The 23,401-nt window shown below is 67.8% G+C and carries 20 protein-coding genes, 1 tRNA gene and 1 other RNA gene; 10 read left to right on the forward strand and 12 right to left on the reverse strand.

The window, feature by feature from the left end:
* The 12 genes from mraY to ACIQTU_RS12245 all read right to left on the reverse strand — a co-directional run bounded on the left by mraY (position 1) and on the right by ACIQTU_RS12245 (position 12,406).
* On the reverse strand, positions 1 to 1,110 hold the full coding sequence (gene mraY, locus ACIQTU_RS12190) for a phospho-N-acetylmuramoyl-pentapeptide-transferase (RefSeq protein WP_312065654.1): 1,110 nt from the start codon (positions 1,108 to 1,110) through the stop codon (positions 1 to 3).
* 11 nt (positions 1,111 to 1,121) lie between these two features.
* Positions 1,122 to 2,558 (reverse strand): UDP-N-acetylmuramoyl-tripeptide--D-alanyl-D-alanine ligase, encoded by a 1,437-nt coding sequence (gene murF / locus ACIQTU_RS12195; protein ID WP_400547335.1) that lies wholly within the window; start codon positions 2,556 to 2,558, stop codon positions 1,122 to 1,124.
* Positions 2,551 to 4,011, reverse strand: a complete 1,461-nt coding sequence (locus tag ACIQTU_RS12200; RefSeq protein ID WP_400547338.1) for a UDP-N-acetylmuramoyl-L-alanyl-D-glutamate--2,6-diaminopimelate ligase — start codon at positions 4,009 to 4,011, stop codon at positions 2,551 to 2,553. The genes murF and ACIQTU_RS12200 overlap by 8 nt, the downstream gene beginning before the upstream one ends.
* Complete coding sequence (locus tag ACIQTU_RS12205; protein ID WP_400548964.1) at positions 4,008 to 5,801, reverse strand: peptidoglycan D,D-transpeptidase FtsI family protein; 1,794 nt, start codon at positions 5,799 to 5,801, stop codon at positions 4,008 to 4,010. Before ACIQTU_RS12205 ends, ACIQTU_RS12200 begins: the two co-directional genes overlap by 4 nt.
* Positions 5,802 to 5,821: 20 nt before the next feature.
* A complete protein-coding gene (locus tag ACIQTU_RS12210; RefSeq protein WP_400547341.1) occupies positions 5,822 to 6,238 on the reverse strand; it encodes a cell division protein in 417 nt (138 codons plus the stop codon).
* Entirely contained in the window at positions 6,235 to 7,197 is a 963-nt protein-coding gene (rsmH, locus tag ACIQTU_RS12215) for a 16S rRNA (cytosine(1402)-N(4))-methyltransferase RsmH (RefSeq protein WP_400547344.1), read from the reverse strand. The genes ACIQTU_RS12210 and rsmH overlap by 4 nt, the downstream gene beginning before the upstream one ends.
* On the reverse strand, positions 7,194 to 7,670 hold the full coding sequence (locus tag ACIQTU_RS12220) for a division/cell wall cluster transcriptional repressor MraZ (protein WP_296176072.1): 477 nt from the start codon (positions 7,668 to 7,670) through the stop codon (positions 7,194 to 7,196). The genes rsmH and ACIQTU_RS12220 overlap by 4 nt, the downstream gene beginning before the upstream one ends.
* 419 nt (positions 7,671 to 8,089) lie before the next feature.
* Positions 8,090 to 8,466: RNase P RNA component class A (gene rnpB, locus ACIQTU_RS12225), an RNA gene on the reverse strand.
* A 32-nt stretch (positions 8,467 to 8,498) separates the two neighbouring features.
* Positions 8,499 to 9,260 (reverse strand): N-acetylmuramoyl-L-alanine amidase, encoded by a 762-nt coding sequence (locus tag ACIQTU_RS12230; RefSeq protein WP_400547348.1) that lies wholly within the window; start codon positions 9,258 to 9,260, stop codon positions 8,499 to 8,501.
* 9 nt (positions 9,261 to 9,269) lie between these two features.
* Positions 9,270 to 9,593 carry a hypothetical protein gene (locus ACIQTU_RS12235; protein WP_400547351.1) on the reverse strand — a complete coding sequence of 108 codons (324 nt, stop codon included), beginning with the start codon at positions 9,591 to 9,593 and terminating at the stop codon, positions 9,270 to 9,272.
* A gap of 123 nt (positions 9,594 to 9,716) precedes the next feature.
* Positions 9,717 to 11,504 (reverse strand): signal peptide peptidase SppA, encoded by a 1,788-nt coding sequence (sppA, locus tag ACIQTU_RS12240; RefSeq protein WP_400547354.1) that lies wholly within the window; start codon positions 11,502 to 11,504, stop codon positions 9,717 to 9,719.
* Between the two features lie 149 nt (positions 11,505 to 11,653).
* Positions 11,654 to 12,406: an SIMPL domain-containing protein gene (locus tag ACIQTU_RS12245; protein ID WP_400547357.1), complete on the reverse strand. Its 753-nt coding sequence runs from the start codon at positions 12,404 to 12,406 to the stop codon at positions 11,654 to 11,656.
* A 187-nt stretch (positions 12,407 to 12,593) separates the two neighbouring features.
* Between ACIQTU_RS12245 and ACIQTU_RS12250 the strand changes: the two genes are divergently transcribed.
* The 10 genes from ACIQTU_RS12250 to ACIQTU_RS12295 all read left to right on the forward strand — a co-directional run bounded on the left by ACIQTU_RS12250 (position 12,594) and on the right by ACIQTU_RS12295 (position 23,223).
* Positions 12,594 to 12,669, forward strand: a tRNA-Ile gene (locus tag ACIQTU_RS12250).
* Between the two features lie 94 nt (positions 12,670 to 12,763).
* On the forward strand, positions 12,764 to 14,416 hold the full coding sequence (locus tag ACIQTU_RS12255) for a DUF6538 domain-containing protein (protein WP_400547360.1): 1,653 nt from the start codon (positions 12,764 to 12,766) through the stop codon (positions 14,414 to 14,416).
* 251 nt (positions 14,417 to 14,667) lie between these two features.
* Entirely contained in the window at positions 14,668 to 14,871 is a 204-nt protein-coding gene (locus tag ACIQTU_RS12260) for a hypothetical protein (protein ID WP_400547363.1), read from the forward strand.
* Positions 14,872 to 15,157: 286 nt separating this feature from the next.
* Positions 15,158 to 15,334 (forward strand): hypothetical protein, encoded by a 177-nt coding sequence (locus ACIQTU_RS12265; RefSeq protein ID WP_400547366.1) that lies wholly within the window; start codon positions 15,158 to 15,160, stop codon positions 15,332 to 15,334.
* 304 nt (positions 15,335 to 15,638) lie between these two features.
* Positions 15,639 to 16,208, forward strand: a complete 570-nt coding sequence (locus ACIQTU_RS12270; RefSeq protein ID WP_400547369.1) for a Bro-N domain-containing protein — start codon at positions 15,639 to 15,641, stop codon at positions 16,206 to 16,208.
* A 245-nt stretch (positions 16,209 to 16,453) separates the two neighbouring features.
* Positions 16,454 to 20,599: a hypothetical protein gene (locus ACIQTU_RS12275; RefSeq protein ID WP_400547372.1), complete on the forward strand. Its 4,146-nt coding sequence runs from the start codon at positions 16,454 to 16,456 to the stop codon at positions 20,597 to 20,599.
* A complete protein-coding gene (locus ACIQTU_RS12280) occupies positions 20,577 to 21,146 on the forward strand; it encodes an HNH endonuclease signature motif containing protein (RefSeq protein WP_400547374.1) in 570 nt (189 codons plus the stop codon). Before ACIQTU_RS12275 ends, ACIQTU_RS12280 begins: the two co-directional genes overlap by 23 nt.
* A 432-nt stretch (positions 21,147 to 21,578) precedes the next feature.
* Entirely contained in the window at positions 21,579 to 21,863 is a 285-nt protein-coding gene (locus tag ACIQTU_RS12285; protein ID WP_400547377.1) for a hypothetical protein, read from the forward strand.
* Positions 21,863 to 22,417: a recombinase family protein gene (locus ACIQTU_RS12290; RefSeq protein ID WP_400547380.1), complete on the forward strand. Its 555-nt coding sequence runs from the start codon at positions 21,863 to 21,865 to the stop codon at positions 22,415 to 22,417. The genes ACIQTU_RS12285 and ACIQTU_RS12290 overlap by 1 nt, the downstream gene beginning before the upstream one ends.
* 395 nt (positions 22,418 to 22,812) lie before the next feature.
* Complete coding sequence (locus tag ACIQTU_RS12295) at positions 22,813 to 23,223, forward strand: hypothetical protein (RefSeq protein WP_400547383.1); 411 nt, start codon at positions 22,813 to 22,815, stop codon at positions 23,221 to 23,223.
* Positions 23,224 to 23,401: the final 178 nt, after the last annotated feature.

Below are 23,401 nucleotides of genomic sequence, written 5' to 3' on the forward strand. Positions count from 1 at the left end.
TCAGCGCAGCTTCAGCGTGGCCAGACCGGCCAGCGCCAGCATGGCGGCGACGATCCAGAAGCGGATGACGACAGTCGATTCCGGCCAGCCCATCTTCTCGAAATGGTGGTGGATCGGGGCCATCAGGAAGATGCGCTTGCCGGTCAGCTTGAAGTAGCCGACCTGGATCATGACCGAGGCGGCTTCGACCACGAACAGGCCGCCGACGATGCCCAGCACCAGCTCGTGCTTGGTGGCCACCGCGATGGAGCCCAGCGCGCCGCCGAGGGCCAGCGAACCGGTGTCGCCCATGAAGATCTTGGCGGGCGGGGCGTTGTACCAGAGGAAGCCCATGCCGCCACCGATCATGGCAGCACAGAAGATGGCCAGTTCACCCGCGCCCGGCACGTGGTGGACCTGCAGGTAGTCCGCGAACAGGAAGTTGCCGACCAGATAGGAGATGATGCCGAAGGCGCCCGCCGCCATCATGACCGGCACGATGGCCAGGCCGTCCAGACCGTCGGTCAGGTTCACCGCATTGGAGAAGCCGATGATGGTGAAGGCGGCGAAGGCCACATAGAACCAGCCGATGTTGAGCAGGATGGCCTTCAGGAAGGGGAAGGCGATCGAGGTTTCAAGCCCCGGCGAGGTCGGCGAATAGGTCATCCAGACGACGGTCAGTACGCCCGCGATCACGGCCACCACGGCCTGGGCCGCCAGCTTCTGCTTCGAGGTCAGCCCCGCCGAGGTCTGCTTGGTCACCTTGGCGTAGTCGTCGATGAAACCCAGCACGCCGAAGGCCGCCGTCACGCCCGAGACGATCCAGATATAGGGGTTGGTCAGGTCGCCCCACAGCAGGACAGCCACGCCGATGCCCGCCAGGATCATCAGGCCGCCCATGGTCGGGGTGCCGACCTTGGACAGGTGCGACACCGGGCCGTCCTCGCGGATCGGCTGGCCGCGGCCCTGCTTGGCGCGGATCCAGTTGATGAAGCGGCTGCCCATGGCGACGGCGACGATCATGGCCGTGGCCATGGCCAGGGCGACGCGCACCGTCTGATACTGGATCAGGTGCAGCAGCGGATATTCCTGAGCGATGTCCGCGTAGTAGAGGTAGAGCAGGTAGAACATATTAAGTGACCCTATCGCGTCGCGCGCGGCGCGCCGCTGCTTGAGGGGTTGTCGTCTTCAGAAGTGAGCTTGCCCAAGGCCGCCGCGACCAGCGAGGCGCGCGACCCGTTCGATCCCTTGACCATGACCACGTCGCCGGGCTGGACCAGGGCGGCGGCCTCGGCGGCCAGTTCGGCGGCGGTTTCGCGCCATTGGCCCCGCAGCGACGGCGGAAGGATGTCGTAAAGCTGGCGCATCTGCGGTCCGGCGGCGTGGACCACGTCCAGACCTGCCGCCTCGATGGCCGGGACCAGGCCCTCGTGCAGGGCGCGGCTGTGCTGGCCCAGTTCCAGCATGTCGGTCAGGACGACGACGCGGCGACCGCCCTGCCCCACGGGCTTGGCGGCCAGGCTGACGAAGCCCGCCTTCATCGACAGCGGATTGGCGTTGTAGCTCTCGTCGATCAGGGTGAAATCGCCGCCGGGAATGGCGACCGTCTTCATCTGCCCGCGTCCCGCCAGCGGCTGGAACCCGGCCAGGGCCTGCAGCGCCGTGTCCAGCGACACGTCCAGCGCCTGCAGCATCAGGATGACGCAGAGGCTGTTCAGGCCCCAGTGCACGCCCGACTGGGCCAGGCGGTATTCGATGCGCTGGCCGTCCAGTTCGGCGACGACCGTCGCGCCCTCGCTGTCGGGCGTGAAGCCCAGAAGGCGCGCGTCGCAGCCGGCGTCATGGCCGAAGGTGCGGACGACAGCCCCGGTGCCCAGCGCGCCCTGACGCACGATGTCGGCATGGGCGTCGGCGGCGTTGACCACGGCGATCCCGCCGGGGACCAGACCCTGGAAGATGGCGGCCTTTTCACGCGCCACGCCCGCCTCGCCATCGGCGAAGGCTTCGATGTGGACCGGGCCGACCGTGGTGACGCAGGCGGCGTGCGGGCGGACGAAGGCCGACAGCGGCCCGATCTCGCCCGGGTGGTTCATGCCGATCTCGAACACGGCGCGGTCGGTGCCGTGCGGCATTCGCGCCAGGGTCAGCGGCACACCGATGTGGTTGTTGTAGCTCTTGATCGAGGCATGGGCGGACCCAGCCAAATCGAGCCCGGCCTTGATCGCCTGGGTCACGCTGGTCTTGCCGACGCTGCCGGTGACGGCGCCGCGCAGGCGCGCGCGATCACGGGCGGCGACGCCCATGGCCTCCAACCCCTTCAGGGTGTCGGGAACCAGGACGTAGGGCCCGCCCTCGACCGGGCGATCGACCAAGGCCACCGTGGCCCCGGCGGCGAAGGCGGCGGCGGCGAACTCATGCCCGTCGCGGGCGCCGTGCAGGGCCAGGAAAAGGTCGCCGGGCTGGATTTCGCGGCTGTTGTAGGTCAGGCCCGAGACATCGGCGTCGGGTCCGTGGAGCTGGCCGCCGGTCGCCGAGGCGATGGCTTCGGCGGTCCAGAGCGGCGTTTGGGTGTCAGGCATGATCGCGCAGGGCTTCGGTCGCTTCGGTGGCGTCGTCGAAGGGATGTACGACCCCGGCGACGATCTGTCCCTGTTCATGCCCTTTTCCGGCGATCACCACCACATCTCCTTCGCGCATCAGCGATACGGCGTGGCGGATGGCCTCGCGACGGTCGCCGATTTCCAGCGCTTCGGGGCAGCCGGCGCGGACCTGGGCGCGGATGGCGGCGGGATCTTCCGAGCGCGGATTGTCGTCGGTGACGATGGCCACGTCGGCCAGACGACCGGCGATCTCGCCCATCATCGGCCGCTTGGCGCGGTCGCGATCGCCGCCCGCGCCGAAGACGACGATCAGCTTGCCCGTCGCATGGGGACGCAGGGCATTGAGCACCGTTTCCAGACCGTCGGGGGTGTGCGCGTAGTCGACATAGACCTCGCCGCCGCGCGAGCCTTCGCCCGGGATGCGCTGTAGACGGCCTTGGGCGCCACGGATGAACTCCATCGCCGGGATGACCCGGTCAGGGTCTTCGCCGCCCGCGATGCACAGGCCCGCCGCGACCAGGGCGTTCGAGGCCTGGAAGGCGCCGGCCAGAGGCAGCAGGATGTCGTGGATGCGGCCGCGCGCGTCGATGGTCAGGCGCTGGCCTTCAGGCGTCGCACGGCGCGCGATCAGCGACAGGTCGCGTCCGCGCTCGCCCACGCCCATGACGCCCAGACCCGCCATGATCGAGGCCGAGGCGAAGGCCGAATAGGCGTCGGAATCGGCGTTCAGGACGGCGGTGCGGCCACGCGGCAGCAGGGCCTCGAACAGGCGCAGCTTGGCGGCGCGATAGCTCTCCATCGTGCCGTGATAGTCGAGGTGGTCCTGGGTCAGGTTGGTGAAGCCGGCGGCGCGAATGGCCACGCCGTCCAGACGGCGCTGCTCGATGCCGTGCGACGAGGCTTCGAGCGCCAGGTGGGTCACCTCCTTGGCGGCCAGTTCAGCCAGCAGGCGGGCGGCGTCGGCAGCGTCGGGGCTGGTCAGGCCGGGGCCGGTCAGGGCGTAGGTCTTGTCGCCCTTCTGACCGACGACGCCGAGGGTGCCCATGCTGGCCGACTTCAGGCCCAGACCGGCCCAGATCTGGCGGCAGAAGTTGGCCACCGAGGTCTTGCCGTTGGTGCCGGTGATGGCGACGCAGGTCTTGGGCTGGGCGCCGTAGAAGCTGCGCGCGGCAAGCGCATAGGCGCGGTGCACGTCGCCCGAGGCGACCAGCAGGGGCGCGGCGCCCGCCGGGGTGTCGGCCGGGGCCAGGATGGCGGCGGCGCCTTTCGCCAGCGCTTGCGGAATGAAGGCGCGGCCATCGGCGGACGCGCCCGGCAGGGCGACGAACAGGGCGCCAGGGACGACCTTGCGGCTGTCGGCGGTCACGGCAGTGATCTCGGGGTCCGAGCTCACGTCGCGGCGCAGGATTTCGGACAGGCGAAGGGCGCTCATCGACCGTCGCCCTCGACGTCCTGGAACTCGGGGATTTTTTCGCCCAGCGCGGTGGACCAGCGGTCGGCCTTGCGCTCGACGCCCAGGAAGGGGGCGATGCGGTCGGCGATCTTGCCGACGGCGGGCGCGGCGACATAGCCGCCGGTGCGCGGATAGGAGGACGGCTCGTCGACCAGAACGAAGATCGTATAGCGCTTGGCCGTCACCGGGCCGTCGGCGGGGAAGACGGCGGCGAAGGAGCCGACGGCGTGGGTCGGGTCATAGCGGCCGTTGACCAGCTTGTTGGCCGAACCGGTCTTGCCGCCCACCCGCAGGCCCGCCGCATCAGCGAACCGGCCCGAGCCGCGCGTCACGTTGCGGCGCATCAGGTCCAGCATGGTGGCCGAGGTCTCGGGCGAGACGACCTGACGGGTGCGCGCGTTTGGCAGGCCGCCCTTGCGCAGGGTCAGGGGCACATAGCGCCCGCCGTTGGCCAGAGAGGCGTAGGCGGCCACATACTGGATCGGCGTGACCATGATGCCATAGCCGAAGGATAGCGAGGCCAGGGTGCTGTCGTCCCACTTGCGCACCCGCGACGGGCGGGCCGATTCCTTCAGCTCGATCGGGGCCGCGTCCAGCAGGCCCAGCCGCTGGAAGTAGTCCCGCATCACGTCGCCGCCCATTTCGACGGCCAGTCGCGAGGTGCCGATGTTGGACGAGTGCAGATAGACTTCTTCCAACGTCAGCACCTTGTTGGTGGCGTGGAAGTCCTTGATGCGGCGCTTGCCAATCTGCAGGGCCTGCGAGGCGTCGAACAGGGTGTTCATGTCGGCCCGGCCGGTGTCGATGCCGGCGGCGACGGTGAAGCTCTTGAACACCGAGCCCATTTCATAGTGGCCCGAGGTGACGCGGTTCAGCAGGGCCTCTTCCGGGGCGCTGTTGCGGCGGTTGGCGTCGTAGGTCGGCCAGCTGGCCATGGCCAGGACCTCTCCGGTCTGGACATCGGTGACCACGGCGACGGCGCCCTTGGCCCCGGCGGCTTCAGCTGCGGCGGCCAGTTCGTTCTCGACCACACCCTGAACGCGCAGGTCGATCGACAGCTGGAAGTCCTCGCCGGCGGCGCCCGCCGCGCGGATTTCCTGGTTGAAGGCCAGTTCCGAACCCGACACGCCCTCGCCGCCCGTGTCGGCGCGGCCGATCAAGTGCGCCGCCGAGGTGCCCAGCGGATAGACGCGGCGGTCCTCGGGCTCGAACGAGACGCCGCCCAGGGCCAGGGCGTGGACGGCGCCGCGCTCGGACGGGGTCAGGCCGTTCAGAACCAGCAGTCGGCGGTCGCCGCTGAGCACGCGATCCAGACGCTGGGCCGAGACGCGCGGCAGGGCGCGACGCAGCTGGACCTTGGCGCTGGCCGGATCCCAGATCTCGCGCGGGTCGATATAGAGGCCGTAGTGGGTGATGTTGGTGGCCAGAAGCTGGCCGTTGCGATCCACCAGATCGGCGCGCGTCAGGGCGTTAGCGTTGAAACCGGCGCCCGCCGCGCCGCGCGGCGCGAACAGGGCGGCGTGGGCCGCGCCCAGCGCCAGACAGGCGAAGACGACCGAGAAGACCGCCAGGATCAGGAAGATGCGGACGCGTGTGTCTTCTTCGGGACGGCCGTCGGCGCGGGCGCGCTCGAACGAGTGCTCCATCCACCAGACGCAGTTGGCGACCCAGCGGCCCCAGGCGGCGAACAGCCCCCCGACCGAAGGCCCCACCGACGGACCTTGCGGGCGCGGCTGCGGGCGGCCCGGCGCGGGGCGACGATAGTCCATGCCGTGGTGATCATGCACGCTCAATGCAGGCTCTCCCCGGCGACGGGTTCAGCGGCCTGAGCGACAGGCGCGGCGGCCACGGGCGCGGGCGCCGCGACGACGGCCGGCGGCGGGGCGATGGCAGGCAGACCCGCCTCGACCGCCTGACGACGGACATCAACGGGGCCGAGGCCGATCTCGCGCGACAGGGCCTCCAGCCGCGCGGGCTGCTCCAGCCGGGTCGCCTCGGCGCGCAGCAGGCGGACCCGCTGGCGGTTCTCGCGGATTTCGCTCTCGATACGGCTGATTTCGGCGCTCTCGCGGGCAGCAGCGGCCTTGGCGATATAGACCGAGAAGACCAGGGCGGCGACGCAGACCACGCCGATGATCTCGACGCAGCGCACGCCACGGACCTTCCAGTCGAACAGGCGCTTCACCGGAACGGGAACGGCGATCATACGCGCTTCCCTCCGATCGCGCCCCAGGCCGGAGCCTCGGTGCGGATCGCGGCGCGCAGGCGGGCGGACCGGGCGCGCGGGTTGGCGGCCAGTTCGGCCTCGCCCGCCTCCTTGGCGCCCTTGAACATCAGGTCGAAGCTGGGCTTGCGCAGCTCCACCGCGACCGGGGCATGGCGCGAACCGCCCGGAGCATTGCCGGTGCGCTCGGTCAGGAAGGCTTTGACGATGCGGTCTTCCAGCGAGTGGAAGGTGACGACGACCAGACGGCCGCCCGGCGCCAGCGTGGCTTCGGCTGCTTCCAGACCACGCTCCAGTTGGCCCAGCTCGTCGTTGACGGCGATGCGGAGAGCCTGGAAGACGCGGGTCGCCGGATGGATGGCCGCACCGCGACGACCGCCCAGAGCCTTTTCGACCACCTCGGCGAGATCCAGGGTGCGGCTGAAGGGCTGCTCGATGCGGCGGCGCAGGATGGCGGTGGCGACGCGGCCCGACTGACGCTCATCGCCGTACTGCTTGAAGATGTGGGCCAGAGGCCCGTGATCCCAGGTGTTGACGATGTCGGCGGCGGTCGGCCCCGTATCACCCATGCGCATGTCCAGCGGGCCGTCGCGCATGAAGGAGAAGCCGCGCTCGGCCTGATCCAACTGCATCGACGAAACGCCGATATCGAAGACGGCACCGTTCAGTTGGGCCTTGCCGCTCTCGGCGAAGGCTTCGACCAGACCCGAGAAGGGCGTGCGGATCAGTTGGAACTGACCCGGCCAGGCGGCGGCGACCGCATCGGCGTGCGGCTGGACGGTCGGGTCGCGGTCCAGACCGATGACCTGGGCGCCGCGCTCGAGGATGGCGCGGGTATAGCCGCCGGCGCCGAAGGTGGCGTCGATGATGACGTCGCCGGGCTGCGGGTTCAGGGCCTCAAGGACTTCAGCCAGAAGAACGGGGGCGTGCGGAGACGTCATGCCGCGCCTCCGGTCTTGGCGACGGCAGCCTGGCGACGCATCTCGCCGAACTGCTTCAGGCCTTCGCGCGCCATGCGGCGCTGCTCGGCGCGGTGCGCGGCCCACTTGTCCTTGTTCCAGATCTGGAAGCGCTCGCCGACACCGTAGATGACGACCGTGTCCGACAGGTCGACCTCGGCGCACAGGTGCTCCGGCAGGGTGATGCGGCCGGCCGAGTCATAGGACAGCGGCTTCTGCTCGCCGAAGATCGAGGCCTCCAGCGCCGAGCGGTAGGGATCGCCGAAGGGCAGGCTTTCGATGACGGCGCGGTATTCGGCGAACAGCTTGTCGCCGCCCGCTTCCAGGCAGTCGGCCTCGATGGAGGGGAAGCAGAAGACGCCGTGCTCGGCGCCGTTTTCAGCCGTGCGGAATTCCTGGGGGATCAAGAGACGGCGCTTGCCGTCCAGCTGCTTCTCGTAGGTCGAGAGAAACACGCCCTGCCCCAATCGAGCCCCTCGGCCCGTCCCTGAAATCCGTTGATGACACCACGCGTCGGGCGACAGCCCCTACTCATGAGGTTGTGGGATAGCATGGGATCAGATGGGCCTCAATGGGATTAGTTGACACCCTTTAACCAAATTTACCGTTCGCCGAACGGTTCACACAGTCGAGAACGAGAACATACAAGCAACAACAAGAGTATTCACAGCCTGTGGACCGCTTTTTCCGCCACGTTTTCAACGCAGGGGTTAATGCGAGGCCGCGCCCTGCCCTCGACCGTCAATCCTGCGAGACATTGCCAGCGACAAGCACGCATCCACGATCGATCCCCGAGGCAAGCCCGAGGATGACGGCGTCAGAAAGGTGCTGAAAACGGCCTCAAGTAGGCCGAAGGCCGGTAGGCCTCAGTAAAAACGCCAGACGGCCTGTAAGCCGGGTTCTGTTCCGCCCGAAGGCGGCGACGATCATTCCTCTGGACCGCCCATTGCTGAGCGGTTCTCGCGACCTACCCGGACGCCTCGGGCGGTGAACCCTGCGGCCGAAACCGCGCGACGTCCCTATTCGGTCTTGCTCCAGGCGGGGCTTGCCATGCCGCCGACGTTGCCGCCGACGCGGTGGGCTCTTACCCCACCCTTTCACCCTTCCCCGGGCCGGAGCCCAGGCGGTTTGCTTTCTGTGGCGCTATCCCTCGGGTCACCCCGGGCGGGAGTTACCCGCCGCCTCTTCACCGTGGAGCCCGGACTTTCCTCGACAAGAGCAAGCTCTCGCCGCGACCGCCCGGCCGTCTGGCGAGGGCTAAGTGCGCGCGAACGCGCCGCGCGTCAATCCAGAACGCCGGTGACGCTGCCGGCCGAGGCCAACTGAAGCAGGCCGACCAGGCGGGCGCGGGTCTCGCCGTCGGCGACGCCGTCGATACGGTCGGGCCGCCAGTGGCGCTGGAAGGCCTCGACGGTCAGGCGGGTTTCGTCGTCGTAGTCGCCGCCCGGCTTCAACCCATAGCCCAGCCGGTGCAGGCCCGAGCGCAGGACGATGACGCCCAGCCCCTCGTCGCCCGGCGACAGGTCGGCGCCCAGGGCCGCGACGCGTTCGGGGGCGGGATCGAACCACAGGCCATGCCCGGCCTCGGCCAGACGCCGCCAAGGGAAGAGCTCGCCCGGATCCTGCTTGCGCTCAGGGGCGGTGTCGGAATGGCCGATGATGCGGGCGTCGGGGATGGTCCAGCGCGAGCGGATGTCGGCGACCAGGTCGATCACCGCAGCGATCTGCGCCTCGGGAAAGGCCCGATAGCCGAACTCGTGACCCGGATTGACGATCTCGACGCCGATGGAGGCGGCGTTGACGTCAGTCTCGCCCTGCCAGGCGCCGCGACCGGCATGCCAGGCGCGGCGCTCTTCCGGCACCAGCCGCAGGATCACGCCGTTCTCATTCACCACATAGTGGGCCGAGACCTCGGCGGTCGGATCGCGCAGACGGGCGACGGCTTCGTCAGCCGTCCTCATGCCGGTATAGTGCAGCACCAGCATGTCCGGCGGGCCCCGCCGGGCGTTGAAATTGGGAGACGGGGCGTCGATGAAGCTCGGCATGACGCCCGATCAGCGCCCTTCGCGTTCCCAGCCGTAGGCGACCCAGGTGTCGCCGACCTTCTGGGCGTCGATCACGCCCTCGTCCTGACGGGCGCGAGCGGCGCGGGCGCGACGGGCGCGGAAGGCGAAGCCGGCGAAGAAGACCACCACCCCGGCGATCAGGGCGATCACCGCGACAGCCGCAGCGGTCAGCACGGCCAGAACCGCGCCCACCGTCAGGGCCAGGGCCGTCGCCACCAGTCCGCCGAGCCAGACGAAGGGCGCCAGCAGACCGCCGCCGGTGCGGCGCCGGGCGTTGAAGCCGATCTGAACAAAGGGGTCGGACTGGATCATGGAACTGCCTTTCGCGGCGCGCCGATGAAGGAACGCCTGAAACCCAATGTCGGTCCATCGACCTGAACGGTCAATGGACTGCGACATCACGCATCAGTCAGGGTCTTTTTGCGATTGAGGCCATCAAAATGCCGGCTGGTCAGCCAGCACCACCGCCCCGCGGCTGCGCAGGCGCTCGGCCTCGACCCGGTTCAACATGGCCTGGGCCGCTGGATCGCCCATGACCTGGCCCACCGAGACCAGGGCCTTGGCGGCCTGACCGGAGGCGCCGAAGGCCGAGGCCAAGGCCTCCCACGGCGACTGCGGAGTCGGGAAGCGCTTGAAGCGCACCGACTCGCTGGTGGGGATGTTGGCCAGCTTGCGGGCCTTGATGATGGCTTCGTTCAGGCCGCCCAGTTCATCGACCAGGCCCAGTTCCTTGGCTTGAGCTCCGGTCCAGACCCGGCCCTTGGCGATCTCGCGCACCCGCTCGACCGGCAGCTTGCGGCCCGTCGAGACGCGGGCCACGAACTCTTCATAGACCCGATCCATCGAGGCGGCGAAGGCGGCGCGCTGGCCCTGATCGAAGCCCTGCACCGGAGAGAAGGCGTCGGCGTAGTCGCCGCCGACCGACAGGCCGCGCATGTCCAGGCCGAAGCGGCCCAGGGCGTCGGCCAGCACGAACTTGCCGCCGAAGACGCCGATGGAGCCGGTCAGGGTCGAGGGCTGGGCCACGATCCAGTCGGCTTCCGAACTGATCCAGTAGCCGCCCGAGGCCGCATAGGCGCCCATGGACACGACCACCGGCTTGCCCGCCGCCTTGGCCGCGCGCACGGCGGCCAGGATCTGCTCCGAGGCTTCGGGCGAGCCGCCCGGCGAGGAGACGCGGAAGACGATGGCCTTCACGGCCTTGTCCTCGATCGCCTCATAGATGGCCTTGGCGGTATCGTCCGAACGAATGTCCGAGCCCGAACCAAAGGGCGAGGCGCTCTGGCCGCGCCCGGTCATGATGGCGCCCTCGCCGCCGACGATGGCGATGGCCGACTTGCCCGAGCCGGTGCGCGCGCCCTGCATCGAGGCGTAGTCGCCGAACTTGATGATCCTGGCGTCCTTGCCGGCCTTGGCCTTGGCGGCGGCTTCGGCGTCCTCGACCTGACCGATCTTGTCGACCAGCTTCAGCGACAGGGCCTGTTCGGCCGAATAGGGACCGGCCTCGATGGTCGCCTTCAGCGCCTCGAACGTGGTCTTGCGGTCGCGCGCCACGTTGGCCAGGGCGCTGTCGTAGATGGAGGTCATCCAGGCGACCATCGCCTCGCGGTGCGGACCGGTATAGTCGCTCTGCGTGTATTCGTTGACGGCGTTCTTGTACTCGTAGCGCTGCTCGAACTCGGGCTGCACGCCGTACTTCTGGAAGGCGCGACCCAGGAACAGGCTATCGCTGGCCAGACCCGTCGCCTGGAAGTTTGCGGTGTTCTGCATCCATAGCTGATCGGCGCTGGACGCAACCATATAGCTGGACACCACCGCGCCGACGGGCATGAAGCCCTGGCTGTGAGCGATGACCGTCTTGCCCGAGGCGCGGAAGCGGTGGATCGCCTGACGCACCTCATCGGCGGCGGCGGGGTTCATGCCCGCCTCTGGCGCACGCACCAGCAGAACCTTGACGCTGTCGTCCTTCTCGGCTTGGGCCAGTGTGTCGACGATGTGGACCACCGACAGCCCCGAACCGCCAAAAGCCGCAAACGGATTGGTCGGCTGCTGGTCGGTCAGACCCTCACGCAGGTCCAGCTCCAGCACCGTATGGGCGGGCGTCGAAGGTTTGGAGGCGCCGGCCGCCGCGGCGAAGAACAGCAGGGCCGCGATCGGCAGGACGATGAAGAAGGCCACGAGCCCGGCAAAAACGCCGAGCATGGTCAGGAAGAACTGTTTCATGAAAAAGGCGGCCGTCCCGTCAGTGGCCACGCGCGGCCTGCCGCGAGCATAAAGCCCGAGCGGCAAGCGTCAAATGAAGGCGCGGCAATGAAACGCGAAAAGGGCCCGCCGTCGCCGGCAGGCCCTCCCCTCAACTTCGAACCGGCCGATCAGCGGCCGATGTCGTAGGTCCCGCTGATGTCGATGCGGACGGTCAGTTCACCCGCCGACACCGGGGTCGAGGCGTTACCGGCGTCCATGGCCATGGCGCGGGCGTACATCGGACGCGGCGGTTCGGGCATATAGCCGCCGCCCTCGGTCAGGGTGCGAACCCCGCCCAGTTGCACGCCCAGGGCCTGGGCGTAGAGCCGCGCCTTGTCCTGCAGGGCGCGCACGGCCAACTGGCGCGCCTGATCCTCGGCGGCCTTGGCGTCCTTCAAGCCGAAGGCGATGCCGTCGATCTGGTTGACGCCCGCCGCGACCACGGCGTCGGCGGTCGTGCCGACCTTGGTCAGATCGTTGATGACGACGGTGACGCGGTTCGTCGCCTGATAGCCGCGCAGCTTGGGCGGCTGGTTCTGCTGATAGTCGTACTGCGCCGACAGGTTCAGCCCCGAGGTCTGGATGTCGCGTTCAGCGATCCCGGCGCGACGCAGGGCGGCGACGACGCGGGTCATCTGCTGGACGTTCTGGGTCATGGCCTCCTGGGCCGTGGCGGCCTCGGTGACGACGCCGAAGTTGATCGTCGCCTGATCCGGGGCGACCTTGACCTCGCCATAGGCGGACAGGTTGAGGGCGGGTTGTTGCGCCATGGCGTGCATCTGCATCGGGGAAGCGCCCGTAGCCTGGGCGGAGGCGACGGCGGGAACCGCCAGGGTCATCAGGGCCGTGCCCAGCATCAGGGCGCGTGCGGTGCGGGTCATCATCGTCTCCGTCGAAATCCATCGGCCAGGCGCGTTCGCCAGCCACGACCCTACCTTGGCCGTTTCAAGCTGAACGAACGCAAAAGACCCCCATGCAGGTTCCGTTCATCGGCATGAAAAGCACGACAGGTCCGAGGCGGCTTTGCAGCGGGCGCATCCCCTGCTAGGCACGTCGTCCCTGCTTCGGGGGCCTGTAGCTCAATGGTTAGAGCCGACCGCTCATAACGGTCTGGTTGGGGGTTCGAGTCCCTCCGGGCCTACCACACCCCCTCGGGAGCCAGTGATAGCGGGATTTCCCAGTCTTTTCGGCCTTTCACGACCATGGACTGTGACACAAGACTGTGTCACCAGACGGGAATGGAAGCCGTGCCTGGATGCAACCACCTCTACCGACGCGGGGCCGTCTATTGGTTCCGCCGCCGGGTCCCCAAGGATGTCGCCCAGGCCCTGGGGGAGACCCAGTGGCGGATCAGCCTCGGCACCAAGGATTTTGACGAGGCCAAGCGCCGAGCCCGCCTTCGGAGCGTCTCCACAGACCAGCAGGTCGCTGCCGTGCGCGCCCGCAACGCGGGCAGGGTCTCACCTCCCCTGTCTAAACCGGAGGCTGAAAGGCTCGCCCAAGGCTGGCTCACCGACGTGCTGGAGTGGGACGAGGCTTTCCGCATCGGCCATCCCGAGGGAGCCCACAACGCCGCCCTCTGGCTGGAGGAGCAAGCAACTGACTTCCGCAGGGCCTTGGCGACCCTCGACACCGCCGCCGTGGTCCCAGAGAGCGCCGAGACGCTTGCGAAAGCGGGCCTCTGGTATCCTGTAGGCGACCCCAGCCGAAACCAGCTTGCCCTGGCGCTACTGAAAGCTCGCGTCCGCCTCGTCGAACTGATGGAGCGGCGACTGGGCGGCGAGGTGGTCGAGGTCGCCGCCCCTGTCATGGCGGCCCACGCTCCGCCCCAGCCGGACGGCATGAAAGTGGCGGAACTGATCGCCGCCTTCAAAGCTGAGCGTGTGGCGCGGCATGGGGAGGAGTCCACTGAGCGGAAGTATTCCCACATCTTCTCCGCCCTTGAGGAGGTCCTGCGGCCCGAAACATCCATCCGCGCCGTCACGCGAGCCGACATCCGCGAGGTCCGCAACCTACTCCAGCGCGTCCCAAAGTTCGCCACCCGCCGCTACCCCGGCCTGACCCTCGCCGAAGCGGCCGACAGGGCCGACGAAGACGGCGGCGAGCGGATCGCCCCGACCACCGTCAACACCTACCTCCAAAACCTTGCGGCTGTTTTCAACTGGGCGGTGGGCGAGGACCTTCTAGATCGTAACCCGGCGCAGGGCATGGCGCTGTCGGCGAGCCCAAACGTCAAGCGGCGCGGCTTCACCACCGAGGAGCTACAGCGCCTATTCCAGGCCCTCGCGCCTCTGGCGCTCGGCGACCAGCCCTGGCGCTTCTGGATACCGGCCCTGGCCCTCTACAGCGGTGCTCGCGCTGGTGAACTGGCCGCCCTGCGGAGGGCAGACCTCGTTATGATCGACGGGGTCCAATGTATGCGCTTCACCGAGTTCGACGAGACCGGGCGTCGCGTCGAGGGCCGTAAGTTGAAGACCGCAGCGAGCGAACGCACCGTGCCGATCCATTCTGCCGTCTTGGAGGCGGGCATGATGGCCTATGTCGCGTCACTCCCCGACGACGCTGTCCTCGCCTTCCCGTCGCTGCCGCCGGGACCTGACGGCAAAGCCTCGCACTATCTTTCCAAGTGGTTCGGGGAGTTCCGCCAAGACGTGGGCGTCGGCGATCCCGCCACGCCATTTCACAGCTTCCGGCACGGCTTCCGCGACGCCTGCCGGGACGCAGCGATCCCAGGCGAGGTCGCCGATATGCTGGGCGGCTGGACCACTCAGGGGGTTGCCACCCGATACGGCGACAAGAGCCGCGTGTCGCTCCTTCGGCGCGAACTGGTCAAGGTCTCCTACGCGCCGTTTGTCCTGCCTCAAATCACCGGCCCTGAGAGGGGAAACTGATGGCGCTGCTTGTTGAGCATCCCCGACCACGGGCCAGCGCCGTAGCGCCCCATCGACTGGGGCTAGCCCTAGGACTGTTGATGATCCTGTGTGGATGTGGCGACAGACCGTCAGATCGCTCTGATGCGGCTTGGCAGGATGACGCCGACACCGTGGGGGCCTGGGCAGGTCGCGATGATGAACAGGAGACAGAGGGTTCGGCGATCTCAACCGACGAGGCTCTGGAACGCGCCGTGGCGGAGCACGCGGGGATGACCTACGACGACCTCGGGAGCCCATACGGATGCACCGATGATTGCTCCGGCCACGAAGCCGGGGTCGAATGGGCGCAGGAGAATGAAATCCACGATCCCAGCGATTGCGGCGGGCGGAGCGCATCGTTTGTCGAGGGCTGCGAGGCCTATGCAGAGGCGGTGCAGAACGCCGCCGCTGAGATTGAACAGCGCGGCTATTGAACCTCCGAACGGTCGCGCACACCACCGCCTCAACCCAAGAGAAAAGCGGTCGGTAAATACAACTTAAAATAAAGGACCACCCTTGGGGCGGAGGAACGACGCCTCCTTAGGATACCCTCAGGGAACCCTCAGGGTGTCCTCATGGAGCCTGTGCGTGAGGTGGGCGAGCCCTCTCCCCATCGACACGCAAGACCCCGCCATCTCATCCCTGGCCCCGTTGCGCGTCCCGAAGAGCGCGGGCATATCGAGAACGATGACTCCGCCACCTCCCGCCAAACGCTCATTCATGGACTACATAGACCTGCCCTACGCCGTCGCCGACAAGGCCGGACTGTGGCTGGCCGACCGTGTCGCCAAGGTGGTCCATCGGGCGGTCCATTGGGCTATCCGGGCGATCCCTGCGCTGGCGTTCTGCGCCTTGTGGCTCTGGGTCCTCCTAACCGTTGGTGGATGGCTGGTCTAACTCACCGACACCACCATCTTCGCCTTCGCTCGCCCCCTATCCACCAATCGGATTGGCGGGTTCCCGCCTAACGTCAAAGTCGTAAAGGTCGTCTCTGACGACGACTACCGCGCTCTGTTTGCCGGAGTGGCCCGGGCATTGGACCTGACGCGGCGTCAATCGACACCTCTCCAGACTGAGGGCCGAGGAGAAGCAGCGACGGACGGTAGCTACCCCCAATCGGATCGGGGGTAAGCCCGAGAAGTTCACCGCCCGTGGCGACGACACCACCATCTTCGCCTTCTCCCGCCCCGACGCGGACCCCGTGAACATCCGAACCACCCTGATCGACGGCGAGCCCTGGTTCGTCGCCAAAGACGTGTGTGCGGCTTTGGGCCTGAATCTGACCCAAGGGGCTACGCAGCATCTTGTGAAGCTGAACCACACGGAGCGCAGCACACTTCCCGCCGGGACCTTTGGGCCTGATTTGGGCACAAGAGGCCGGGGAGGCCTCCGCGCGAACACGCCGCTGGCCGTGGTGGCAGAGTCCGGCCTCTACAAGCTCATCCTGCGGTCGGACAAAGCCGAGGCCGTCGTCTTCCAGAACTGGGTGACCCAGGAGGTCCTGCCGTCCATCCGCAAGACCGGCAAGTATGCCCTGGCCGACCACGGCCGGGAGTCCATGCCGCTGCCCATGGACATCGCTGAGGCCGTCGCCCTGGCGACCGCTGAGGCCCTGCGGGACGCCCTGTCGCCCATCACCCAGGCCCTGGCCGCGATCCTGGCGAGGTCCCTACCGGAGCCCGAGCGGTTCTTCCGGGCCTATGCGGTCAAGCGCCTCTACGCCCTGCCCGCCACCTCCGCCGCCATCGGTGCGGCCCTGACGTTCCTCTAAGCCGACGCCGCCGGGAACGCCCGGCGAGACGCCCCTGGAGCCCGGCGAGACGACCAAAGTGACACGAGGTCATCTAGGCCTGCCCGCTGGCCGAGACATAGGTCACCGCCGCCCCTGTCGCCCGCAATAGGGACCACCCTTGGTCAGTCGCCACGGCGCTGTCCTCGCCCTCTCCCCGCAGCGGGTCTCCAGTCCCCAGCCCAAGCACGGCCGTGGAGGCTTCCTCCAACCTTTCGAGCGACATCATGACCGACATCATCGTGACCGGCCCCGACGGGGTCGAACACGTCTTCCCGGCAGAGACACAGACCTCTGTCATCAAGACCACCCTCGACCGGCACTACGGTAAGTCGCCCGAACAGAAGGCCATCGCGAACAGCGCCGTGGCCGCCTCTGCGGCTCCCCGCAGGTCCCTATGGTCCCGCTTCACGCAGGACGCGGAGGACGTGTTCCGCACCTCGGCCATCGCCGAGAGCTACCGCGCGGGTCGCCTGGAGGGTGCCCAGCTCGCGGCCGGTGAGCTGACGATGGAGGAGATCGACCGCCGCGACGGCAAGCACGGCGATCTGCGCGACGTGTTCAACTTCGGGAACCCCGTGCGCTCCTACGGGCGTGCCGTGGGTTCCCTGGGCGTCGCCCTCCAGCCCGAGGCCACCCTGGCTGACGCCAAGGCCGACGAGGCTAACGAGCGCCAGCGCCGGGAGGACTTCGAGCGGGTCAACGCCAACGGCGACAGCTTCGTCTCCTACGCCCGCGAGGGCGACTACCTCGGCTTCGCCGCGCACGGCCTGTCGGCCCTCGCCGGGACCCTGGTGGGCTCCGCCATGGACCCCGTCTCCTACATCTCCGGCGGTCGGACCATCCTGGCCCGCACGCTGTCGCAATCGGCCCTGGCCGGGGCGGCCGACTGGGTCGCCCAGGACGCCGCGACGGACGTGGGGACCCAGGAGGACTTCTCCGAGAGCCGCCTGTTCATGTCGGCCGCTGCCGGTGGCGGGTTCTCCCTCGTGGGGGACCTGCTGGGCGCGGGGGCGAAGCGCGTCTCGGACCGGCTGTTCCGCAGCCGGGAGGCCGACATGGCCGCCGAGCTGGACGCCTACGACGACCTCGCCCTGCCCGCCCTGAGCGAGCGTGAGGTCGCGGCGATCCCGGACCTCCGCCCATCCAATGACAACGTCCGCGTGGTCACCCACCCGGAGACCGGCGAGCAGATTACTCTGCGTGGCGGCGGTTCCCCCATCGACCAAGTCGAGGGCGGCGTTCGTCCCGGCGACTATGTCGAAGGTAACCGCATCTGGCGTGCAAACCAGGCACCCCCGGCGGTTCCTGAGCGGATCGCCGGCGAGGCCCCCAGGAAGCCCCAGGAGGGCGGCGGTGAGGGCGTTGCGCCTCCGCCCCGCGACAACCTCCCCGCCAACCCCACAGAGCCCGCAGGACCCCCTCCGGGTGACGGCACGGGCGGCTGGGACGACGTGGACTGGGGCAAGCGCCGGTCCCCTGAGCGAGCCCAGCGGGCCGTCGAGCATCTCGACAAGCTCAAGCGGTTCATCAAGCCCGAACACGTCGAGTCCTTCGTCCGTCTGATCGACGAGGGCGTGGACCCGGCGGACGACGCCCGGTTCATCAACAAGGACTGGGTGGACTGGGACAGCTTCAACTCGAAGCCCGAGGAGCTGCTGGGCCTGACCAACGCCTTCGCCACGATCTTCGCCGACCTCCACAAGGGGGCCGGGGTGAAGGTCCAGACCCACGCTCAGACGCGGGCCAAGGCGAAGCAGATGGGAGCGGCCTACTCGGACATCATCAAGACCCACGCCGACATCACTGGCGAGGGCGGGCTGGCCTGGAAGGTCCACGTCTCGCAGGACCTCTTCGCCGCCTCGGTGGACGACGCGGTCGGCAAGATGAAGGACATCCGCGCCAAGCTGAACAGCGGCGTCAACGCTGGCGACGTGCGCGAGCTGGCCGAGCTGGTGCAGCGCACCGCCGTGCTGGGGGCCATGGACGCCTCGATCTCCAACGAGATCGGCCGCGCCCTACAGGCCCGCCAGATGCGGACCAAGCCCGGCACCATCGTGAACGACCTCCAGGCCGCCTTCGACGAGCTGAACGCCGCTATGGGGACCAAGGGCACCGACGGCCTGGGTGACGCCGCTGGCATCGCCAAGGTGGTGGACGATCTTCTGGACGCCCACGCCAAGGGCGGCCCGGCGAAGTTCAACTCCACCCTCCGCAAGATGCGGAAGATGGGCTTCTGGGACTACGTCGGTTACGCCGCCGTCGGCAATCTGCTGTCCGGCATCCCCACCCACGTCAAGAACATGGTGGGCTCCCCGACCCACGCCATGTTCGACCTCAGCTCCCGCTTGGTCGCTGGAGGTCTCGTGGGGCCGATCCGCCGGGCCATGCTGGGCGAGAAGCGCGGCTCCTCGGTCGATGTGCGTGAGACGCTCGCCTACATGGAGGGCAACTTCAACGCGCTCGGCGAAGCGTTCCGCCTGGGCCTCAAGGGGTTCATCAAGGGCGCTCCCGTCGTGGACGGCCGAGGCACCTTCATCGACGACCAGGGCGGTCAAGTGCCGTTCGCCTTCTCGCGAGAGAGGCTCCAGGGCTGGCTCCGCAACGGGGTCGGCCTCAAGGACCTGGGCGACATGGCCGGGGTCCTCTACTTCGAGACCATCCGCACCCTGGGCTTTCGGCCCTCGGTCGCAGCGGACGAGTTCAACAAGGCGCTCGCGCGTCGTGGTGAGCTGCACGCCCTGGCCCTACGCCGCGCCTCCGAGCAATCGGCCAAGGCCGGTGGCGGCAAGGGAGCCCGCAAGGTCTTCGAGGAGACCCGCAGGGGGATCATTGAGGAGCCGACCGCCGAGGCCATCGCCATGGCCCGCTCCGCCTACGGGCGCGGCGAGGTGGGTATGGACGGCCAGTATGCGCCGGGGTCCGACGAGTTCGGGCACCAGCAGGTTCTGGCCGCGCTCGACACCCGGCAGCTCGCGGTGGAACACGCCCAGCTCGTGGCGTTCCAGCAGTCGGGCGAGTTGATCGAGAGCTTGGAGGGGGTCCTGCGAAAGCTGCCCCTCGTAAAGCACTTCGCGGCCAACTTCGTCCGCACGCCCACCCAGCTCCTCGTGGCGGCCTTCCGGGACTACAACCCGGTGACTGGCGGGGTCATTGTGGGGCTTGAGGCCCTATCCCCGGTGGGCCGTGCCCGCCACAAGGCCTTCTTCGACGCCCTCAGGGGCGAGGAGGAAGCCCTCAAGGGTGGCGGCGCGGCGGCCGAAATGGTCATCGCCCGGCAGGTCGTCGGTGCGGGGGCTATGGCCGTGATGTGGAACTGGTGGTCCTCTGGGGGGCTGGTGGGCCAAGAGGTCCCCGAAGGTCCCGAGTATGCGGGCGTCCTGCCCTACTCCATCAGACTCCCAGGCGGGGTCTGGGTTCAATACACCGGCTTCTCGCCGGTCGCTGAGCTGCTGGGCGTCGTGGCCGACTACGGTCACCTGCTGCGCGTCAAGGACCTCACCGACGACCAGGAGTTCTCCATCATGGGGGCGCTGGCTGTCGTGGTCCGAAACAACATCCTCAACAAGTCCTTCATGACCGGCCTGTCCGACTTCATGAAGATGGTTGAGGGCGGCTCTTTCGCCTCGGACGACCCAAACCAGACGGCCCGTGACACCGCCAAGGCGGCTGCGGGGATTTTCCTGGGCCGGGCTATTCCGGCCTCCTCGTTCCTGCGCCGCTTGGCCCAGGAGGGGGACCCGGTCGTCCGCGACGCGCGGACCTTCATGGAGCAGATCAAGGCCTACCTGCCGAACCTCAGCGAAACGCTGGCGGCCAAGCGGGACTTCATGGGCCGTCCTGTTCTCCGCCAACCGGGGGAGACCGGGGTGTTCCAGGCCGCGAAGACCAGCCGTCCTAAGACGGACCCGCTGGAGGTCGAGCTGCACTTCCTCACGAACCAGCCGACGGGGGGCATGACCATCAACCCCTCGCCTGCCAATCTCGACGGCCAGCGCCTCACGGCGGATGAGCATAACCGGCTCATCGAAATCCAGGGCCAGCTCTGGACCCGGAACGGCCTGAACATGGAAGGCGCGCTGCGGGAGCTGATCGCCTCCCCTGAATACCTCGCCGCCTCCCCCGACCGCCGGATCACCCTCTTCAAGGGCGTGGTCTCGGACTACCGGGAGGGCGGCAAGAAGGCCGCGTTCAACCCCGACAGTCCCCTCTTCATGGCCGACACCGCCAAGCGGATCGGCCCCGCCCGCCTCAAGAAGGTGGCGAAGGAGAAGGGCTGGGACGCCGACCAAGCCTTCTGGGCTCGTGGTCACCGCTACGGCCTCCAAGAGGATGATCTTGAGGAGGTGCGTGGCTTCTTCGCCAAGCTGTAACCGCTACCGCAGCCAGCAGCGCGGCCAAACGCCATCGGCAGCAGAAGACCCTTTCAAGGTTCATTCTGCTGCCGACCCATCGGAAGAAACCAATCTGATAATCAAGACCACCGACGGGAAAGATGTTCTCGTCGATGATGAAGACTATGACCTGCTGTCTCAGCACTCATGGTCTGCCTCCACGGGCTACGCCCGCCGGTCCGTGATGGGGGCGAGCATAGCTATGCATCGCCAGCTCATGCACCCCGCCCAGGGCCTCGTTGTGGACCACAAGAACGGTAACCCCCTCGACAACCGTAAGGACAACCTTCGGGTCGTCACGCAGCGGGAGAACAGCCGAAACCGGGGGCCATCCAAGACCAATCGCCTGGGACACCTGGGGGTGGCCTACGACCACCGCTTCGGATTGTTCGCCGCCTACATCGAGCGCGAAATACTCGGCCACTTCGCCACCCTTGAGGAGGCTGTGGAAGCGCGCCTCACAGAGGAGCGGAAGCGTTGGGGCGTTCAGCCCAGGCGGGAGGCGGCATTTAACGCCCTCGGGTAGGGGGATCGCTTTTTGGGTCACTAATCCGAAGTGGCATATATACGTGGTGACGGTGGAGCTACCCCCCGTGGGGGGTCCCTCTGGGTCTCTTGAGGGGGGGCCTCTTCAACCATGGCATGGCATGGTCTTGGCACACTAAGGGCCTCGCTGAGCCACCGCCCCAGACGCCCGACCAAGAGCGTGCCTGCCACCGAGCGCGAGGCCGGGCTGTCGGCTGGCGTGCTTGTCGGCTGGCAGATGCACCACCGGCCACCAAGCTCTGGCATCCTGACGGGAGCGAAAGCTCCCGAACCTCAGACTGGGCGGGCCGTGGCGTAGCGTCCGAAACGGGTATACCCACAGCGGACACGCAGAAAGTGTCCGACATGGGTTGACTAGGAATTTAACGGACGATAAGTCCGAGATCGTCTCAGACCTTTTCGGACACACATCATGCCGACCTCGACTCCCTTTACGTCCCCCGCCGCCGCCCTGACGGAAGCCCTGCGGGCCTCGTCGCTTCTCCGAGACCAAGCAGATCAGCCTGTATCGGCCACTCAGGCTCTCGTGGAGGCCCGCCGCGCCTCCAAGCGTCTCCGCCAAGCGGCCGACCCCCTCGACTTGGGCCACACCATTCCGCGCTCGCCGGAAGTAGAGGCCGCCTTGGCCGAGACCCTGCGCTTTGCCGCTCGCCTGCGCGCCGCCGGGGAAGGCCGTGCGATGACGGGAGGCGTCTGATGGCCGTCGTCGGCTACGCCCGCGTGTCGTCCGTCGGGCAATCCCTGGAGGTCCAAGAGGAAGCCCTGCGCGCTGCGGGATGCGACAAGGTTTTCGCGGAGAAGCGCACAGGGACGACCCAAGAGGGCCGGGAGGAACTGCGGCGGGCGCTGGAGTATGTCCGAGAGGGCGACACCTTTGTCGTCACCCGCATCGACCGATTGGCGCGTTCGGTTACGGACTTGGGCGAGGTCGTCGCCGCCCTGACCGCCAAGGGCGTCAGCTTCCGCGCCCTACAGCAGGGGGAGTTCGACACCACCGCCGCCACGGGTCGTCTGTTTCTGACGATGCTGGGGGCCTTCGCTGAGTTCGAGACCAGCCTGCGACGTGAGCGGCAGATGGAGGGGATCGCCAAAGCGAAGGCCCAGGGGCGATACAAGGGGCGTCCCGGGACCGTGGATAAGGCCGCAATCCGTCGCCTCCATGCCGAGGGGGTGAAGCCCACGCAGATCGCCAAGAGCCTGGGGGTAGCCCGCTCCACCGTCTATGAAGCCCTCAAGGGCGCATCAGGCTGACGCCGAGCTCCTGCCCTCCCCTGCTTTGTTTCGAGGTCTGCTGATTGCCTCCGCGCTAGACGGGCCATACAACCGTCGCGCTAGTTTGGGGGCGATCTGATGTTTAGGGACTTCATGGCGCGGGCCTTAATGGGCCTATTGCCGCTTATCTATTGGACCGGCGGTCTTTGGGCGCTCATGGCGGAATGGGGATGGCTCGCCGACAAGATAGGGGCTTTCTGGGCTAGCGCGGCGGTTATTCTCCTGCCGGTTATGCTGATCGCCACCCCTCTTGCTGCGGGCTTCGTGGACGGCCAGTGGTCCTATCTCTGGCTTTCTCTGGGGACCATGGGATTAGCCCTGGGGGCTCAGATGTTGCTGGCCCTCGCCTTGACGTGGAAGGGAGGGCCTCGTTCGTGAAGACTTTTGGTGCTCTCCTGCTGGGCTTCATATTCAACCTCGTCGCCCACGCCGCCGTCAGCTTCCTGCTTACGCCCATCCACGCCTTCATGACCGGCTCAGGCCTCGGCGGCCCGATCATCGCTGTTGTCATGGCCGCCGCTGTGGTGGCCTACAGCGGCTATCTCGCGGCTTACCTCGCCGCCCGGATCGTCCCAGGCGTGAGCATAAAGGGCTACGCTGTTACGATGGCCGCTCTGGTCCTCCTCGGGACGGTTTCGTGGCTCTCCAGTGAGAATATGTTTGACCAGGGCCTTTTGGCCTTCCTGATGATCGCCCTGGGCACCCTGGGGGCAGGCATCGGAGCGGCCATCGGCCTCAGCGCAGGGCTACACGACGGGGCCGGAGGGCCTCTTATACCAGAATAGAAGTCCGATTTGGGAAGGGGCCATGGCGGAACTAGTCAAGCGGTGGGCGGGCCATCTCTTTGTGGAGTTGGAGGGCTCCCCAGATGAAGTGCGCGGCACCGTTCGGCTGATGGAAGCGCGGGCGCGCACCTGTTCCAGGCTGCCCCGAGCGTCCACCCCGTGCGCGACCACCCTGCCA

This window comes from Brevundimonas sp. NPDC090276, from assembly GCF_044772165.1.
Taxonomy (GTDB): domain Bacteria; phylum Pseudomonadota; class Alphaproteobacteria; order Caulobacterales; family Caulobacteraceae; genus Brevundimonas.

Excerpts from the sequence above, each read along its gene's own strand:
- mraY (WP_312065654.1), bottom strand. The coding sequence starts at position 1,110 with ATGTTCTACCTGCTCTACCTCTACTACGCGGACATCGCTCAGGAATAT.
- murF (WP_400547335.1), bottom strand. The coding sequence starts at position 2,558 with ATGCCTGACACCCAAACGCCGCTCTGGACCGCCGAAGCCATCGCCTCG.
- ACIQTU_RS12200 (WP_400547338.1), bottom strand. The coding sequence starts at position 4,011 with ATGAGCGCCCTTCGCCTGTCCGAAATCCTGCGCCGCGACGTGAGCTCG.
- ACIQTU_RS12205 (WP_400548964.1), bottom strand. The coding sequence starts at position 5,801 with ATGGACTATCGTCGCCCCGCGCCGGGCCGCCCGCAGCCGCGCCCGCAA.
- ACIQTU_RS12210 (WP_400547341.1), bottom strand. The coding sequence starts at position 6,238 with ATGATCGCCGTTCCCGTTCCGGTGAAGCGCCTGTTCGACTGGAAGGTC.
- rsmH (WP_400547344.1), bottom strand. The coding sequence starts at position 7,197 with ATGACGTCTCCGCACGCCCCCGTTCTTCTGGCTGAAGTCCTTGAGGCC.
- ACIQTU_RS12230 (WP_400547348.1), bottom strand. The coding sequence starts at position 9,260 with ATGCCGAGCTTCATCGACGCCCCGTCTCCCAATTTCAACGCCCGGCGG.
- ACIQTU_RS12235 (WP_400547351.1), bottom strand. The coding sequence starts at position 9,593 with ATGATCCAGTCCGACCCCTTTGTTCAGATCGGCTTCAACGCCCGGCGC.
- sppA (WP_400547354.1), bottom strand. The coding sequence starts at position 11,504 with ATGAAACAGTTCTTCCTGACCATGCTCGGCGTTTTTGCCGGGCTCGTG.
- ACIQTU_RS12245 (WP_400547357.1), bottom strand. The coding sequence starts at position 12,406 with ATGACCCGCACCGCACGCGCCCTGATGCTGGGCACGGCCCTGATGACC.
- ACIQTU_RS12255 (WP_400547360.1), top strand. The coding sequence starts at position 12,764 with ATGGAAGCCGTGCCTGGATGCAACCACCTCTACCGACGCGGGGCCGTC.
- ACIQTU_RS12260 (WP_400547363.1), top strand. The coding sequence starts at position 14,668 with ATGACCTACGACGACCTCGGGAGCCCATACGGATGCACCGATGATTGC.
- ACIQTU_RS12265 (WP_400547366.1), top strand. The coding sequence starts at position 15,158 with ATGGACTACATAGACCTGCCCTACGCCGTCGCCGACAAGGCCGGACTG.
- ACIQTU_RS12275 (WP_400547372.1), top strand. The coding sequence starts at position 16,454 with ATGACCGACATCATCGTGACCGGCCCCGACGGGGTCGAACACGTCTTC.
- ACIQTU_RS12285 (WP_400547377.1), top strand. The coding sequence starts at position 21,579 with ATGCCGACCTCGACTCCCTTTACGTCCCCCGCCGCCGCCCTGACGGAA.
- ACIQTU_RS12290 (WP_400547380.1), top strand. The coding sequence starts at position 21,863 with ATGGCCGTCGTCGGCTACGCCCGCGTGTCGTCCGTCGGGCAATCCCTG.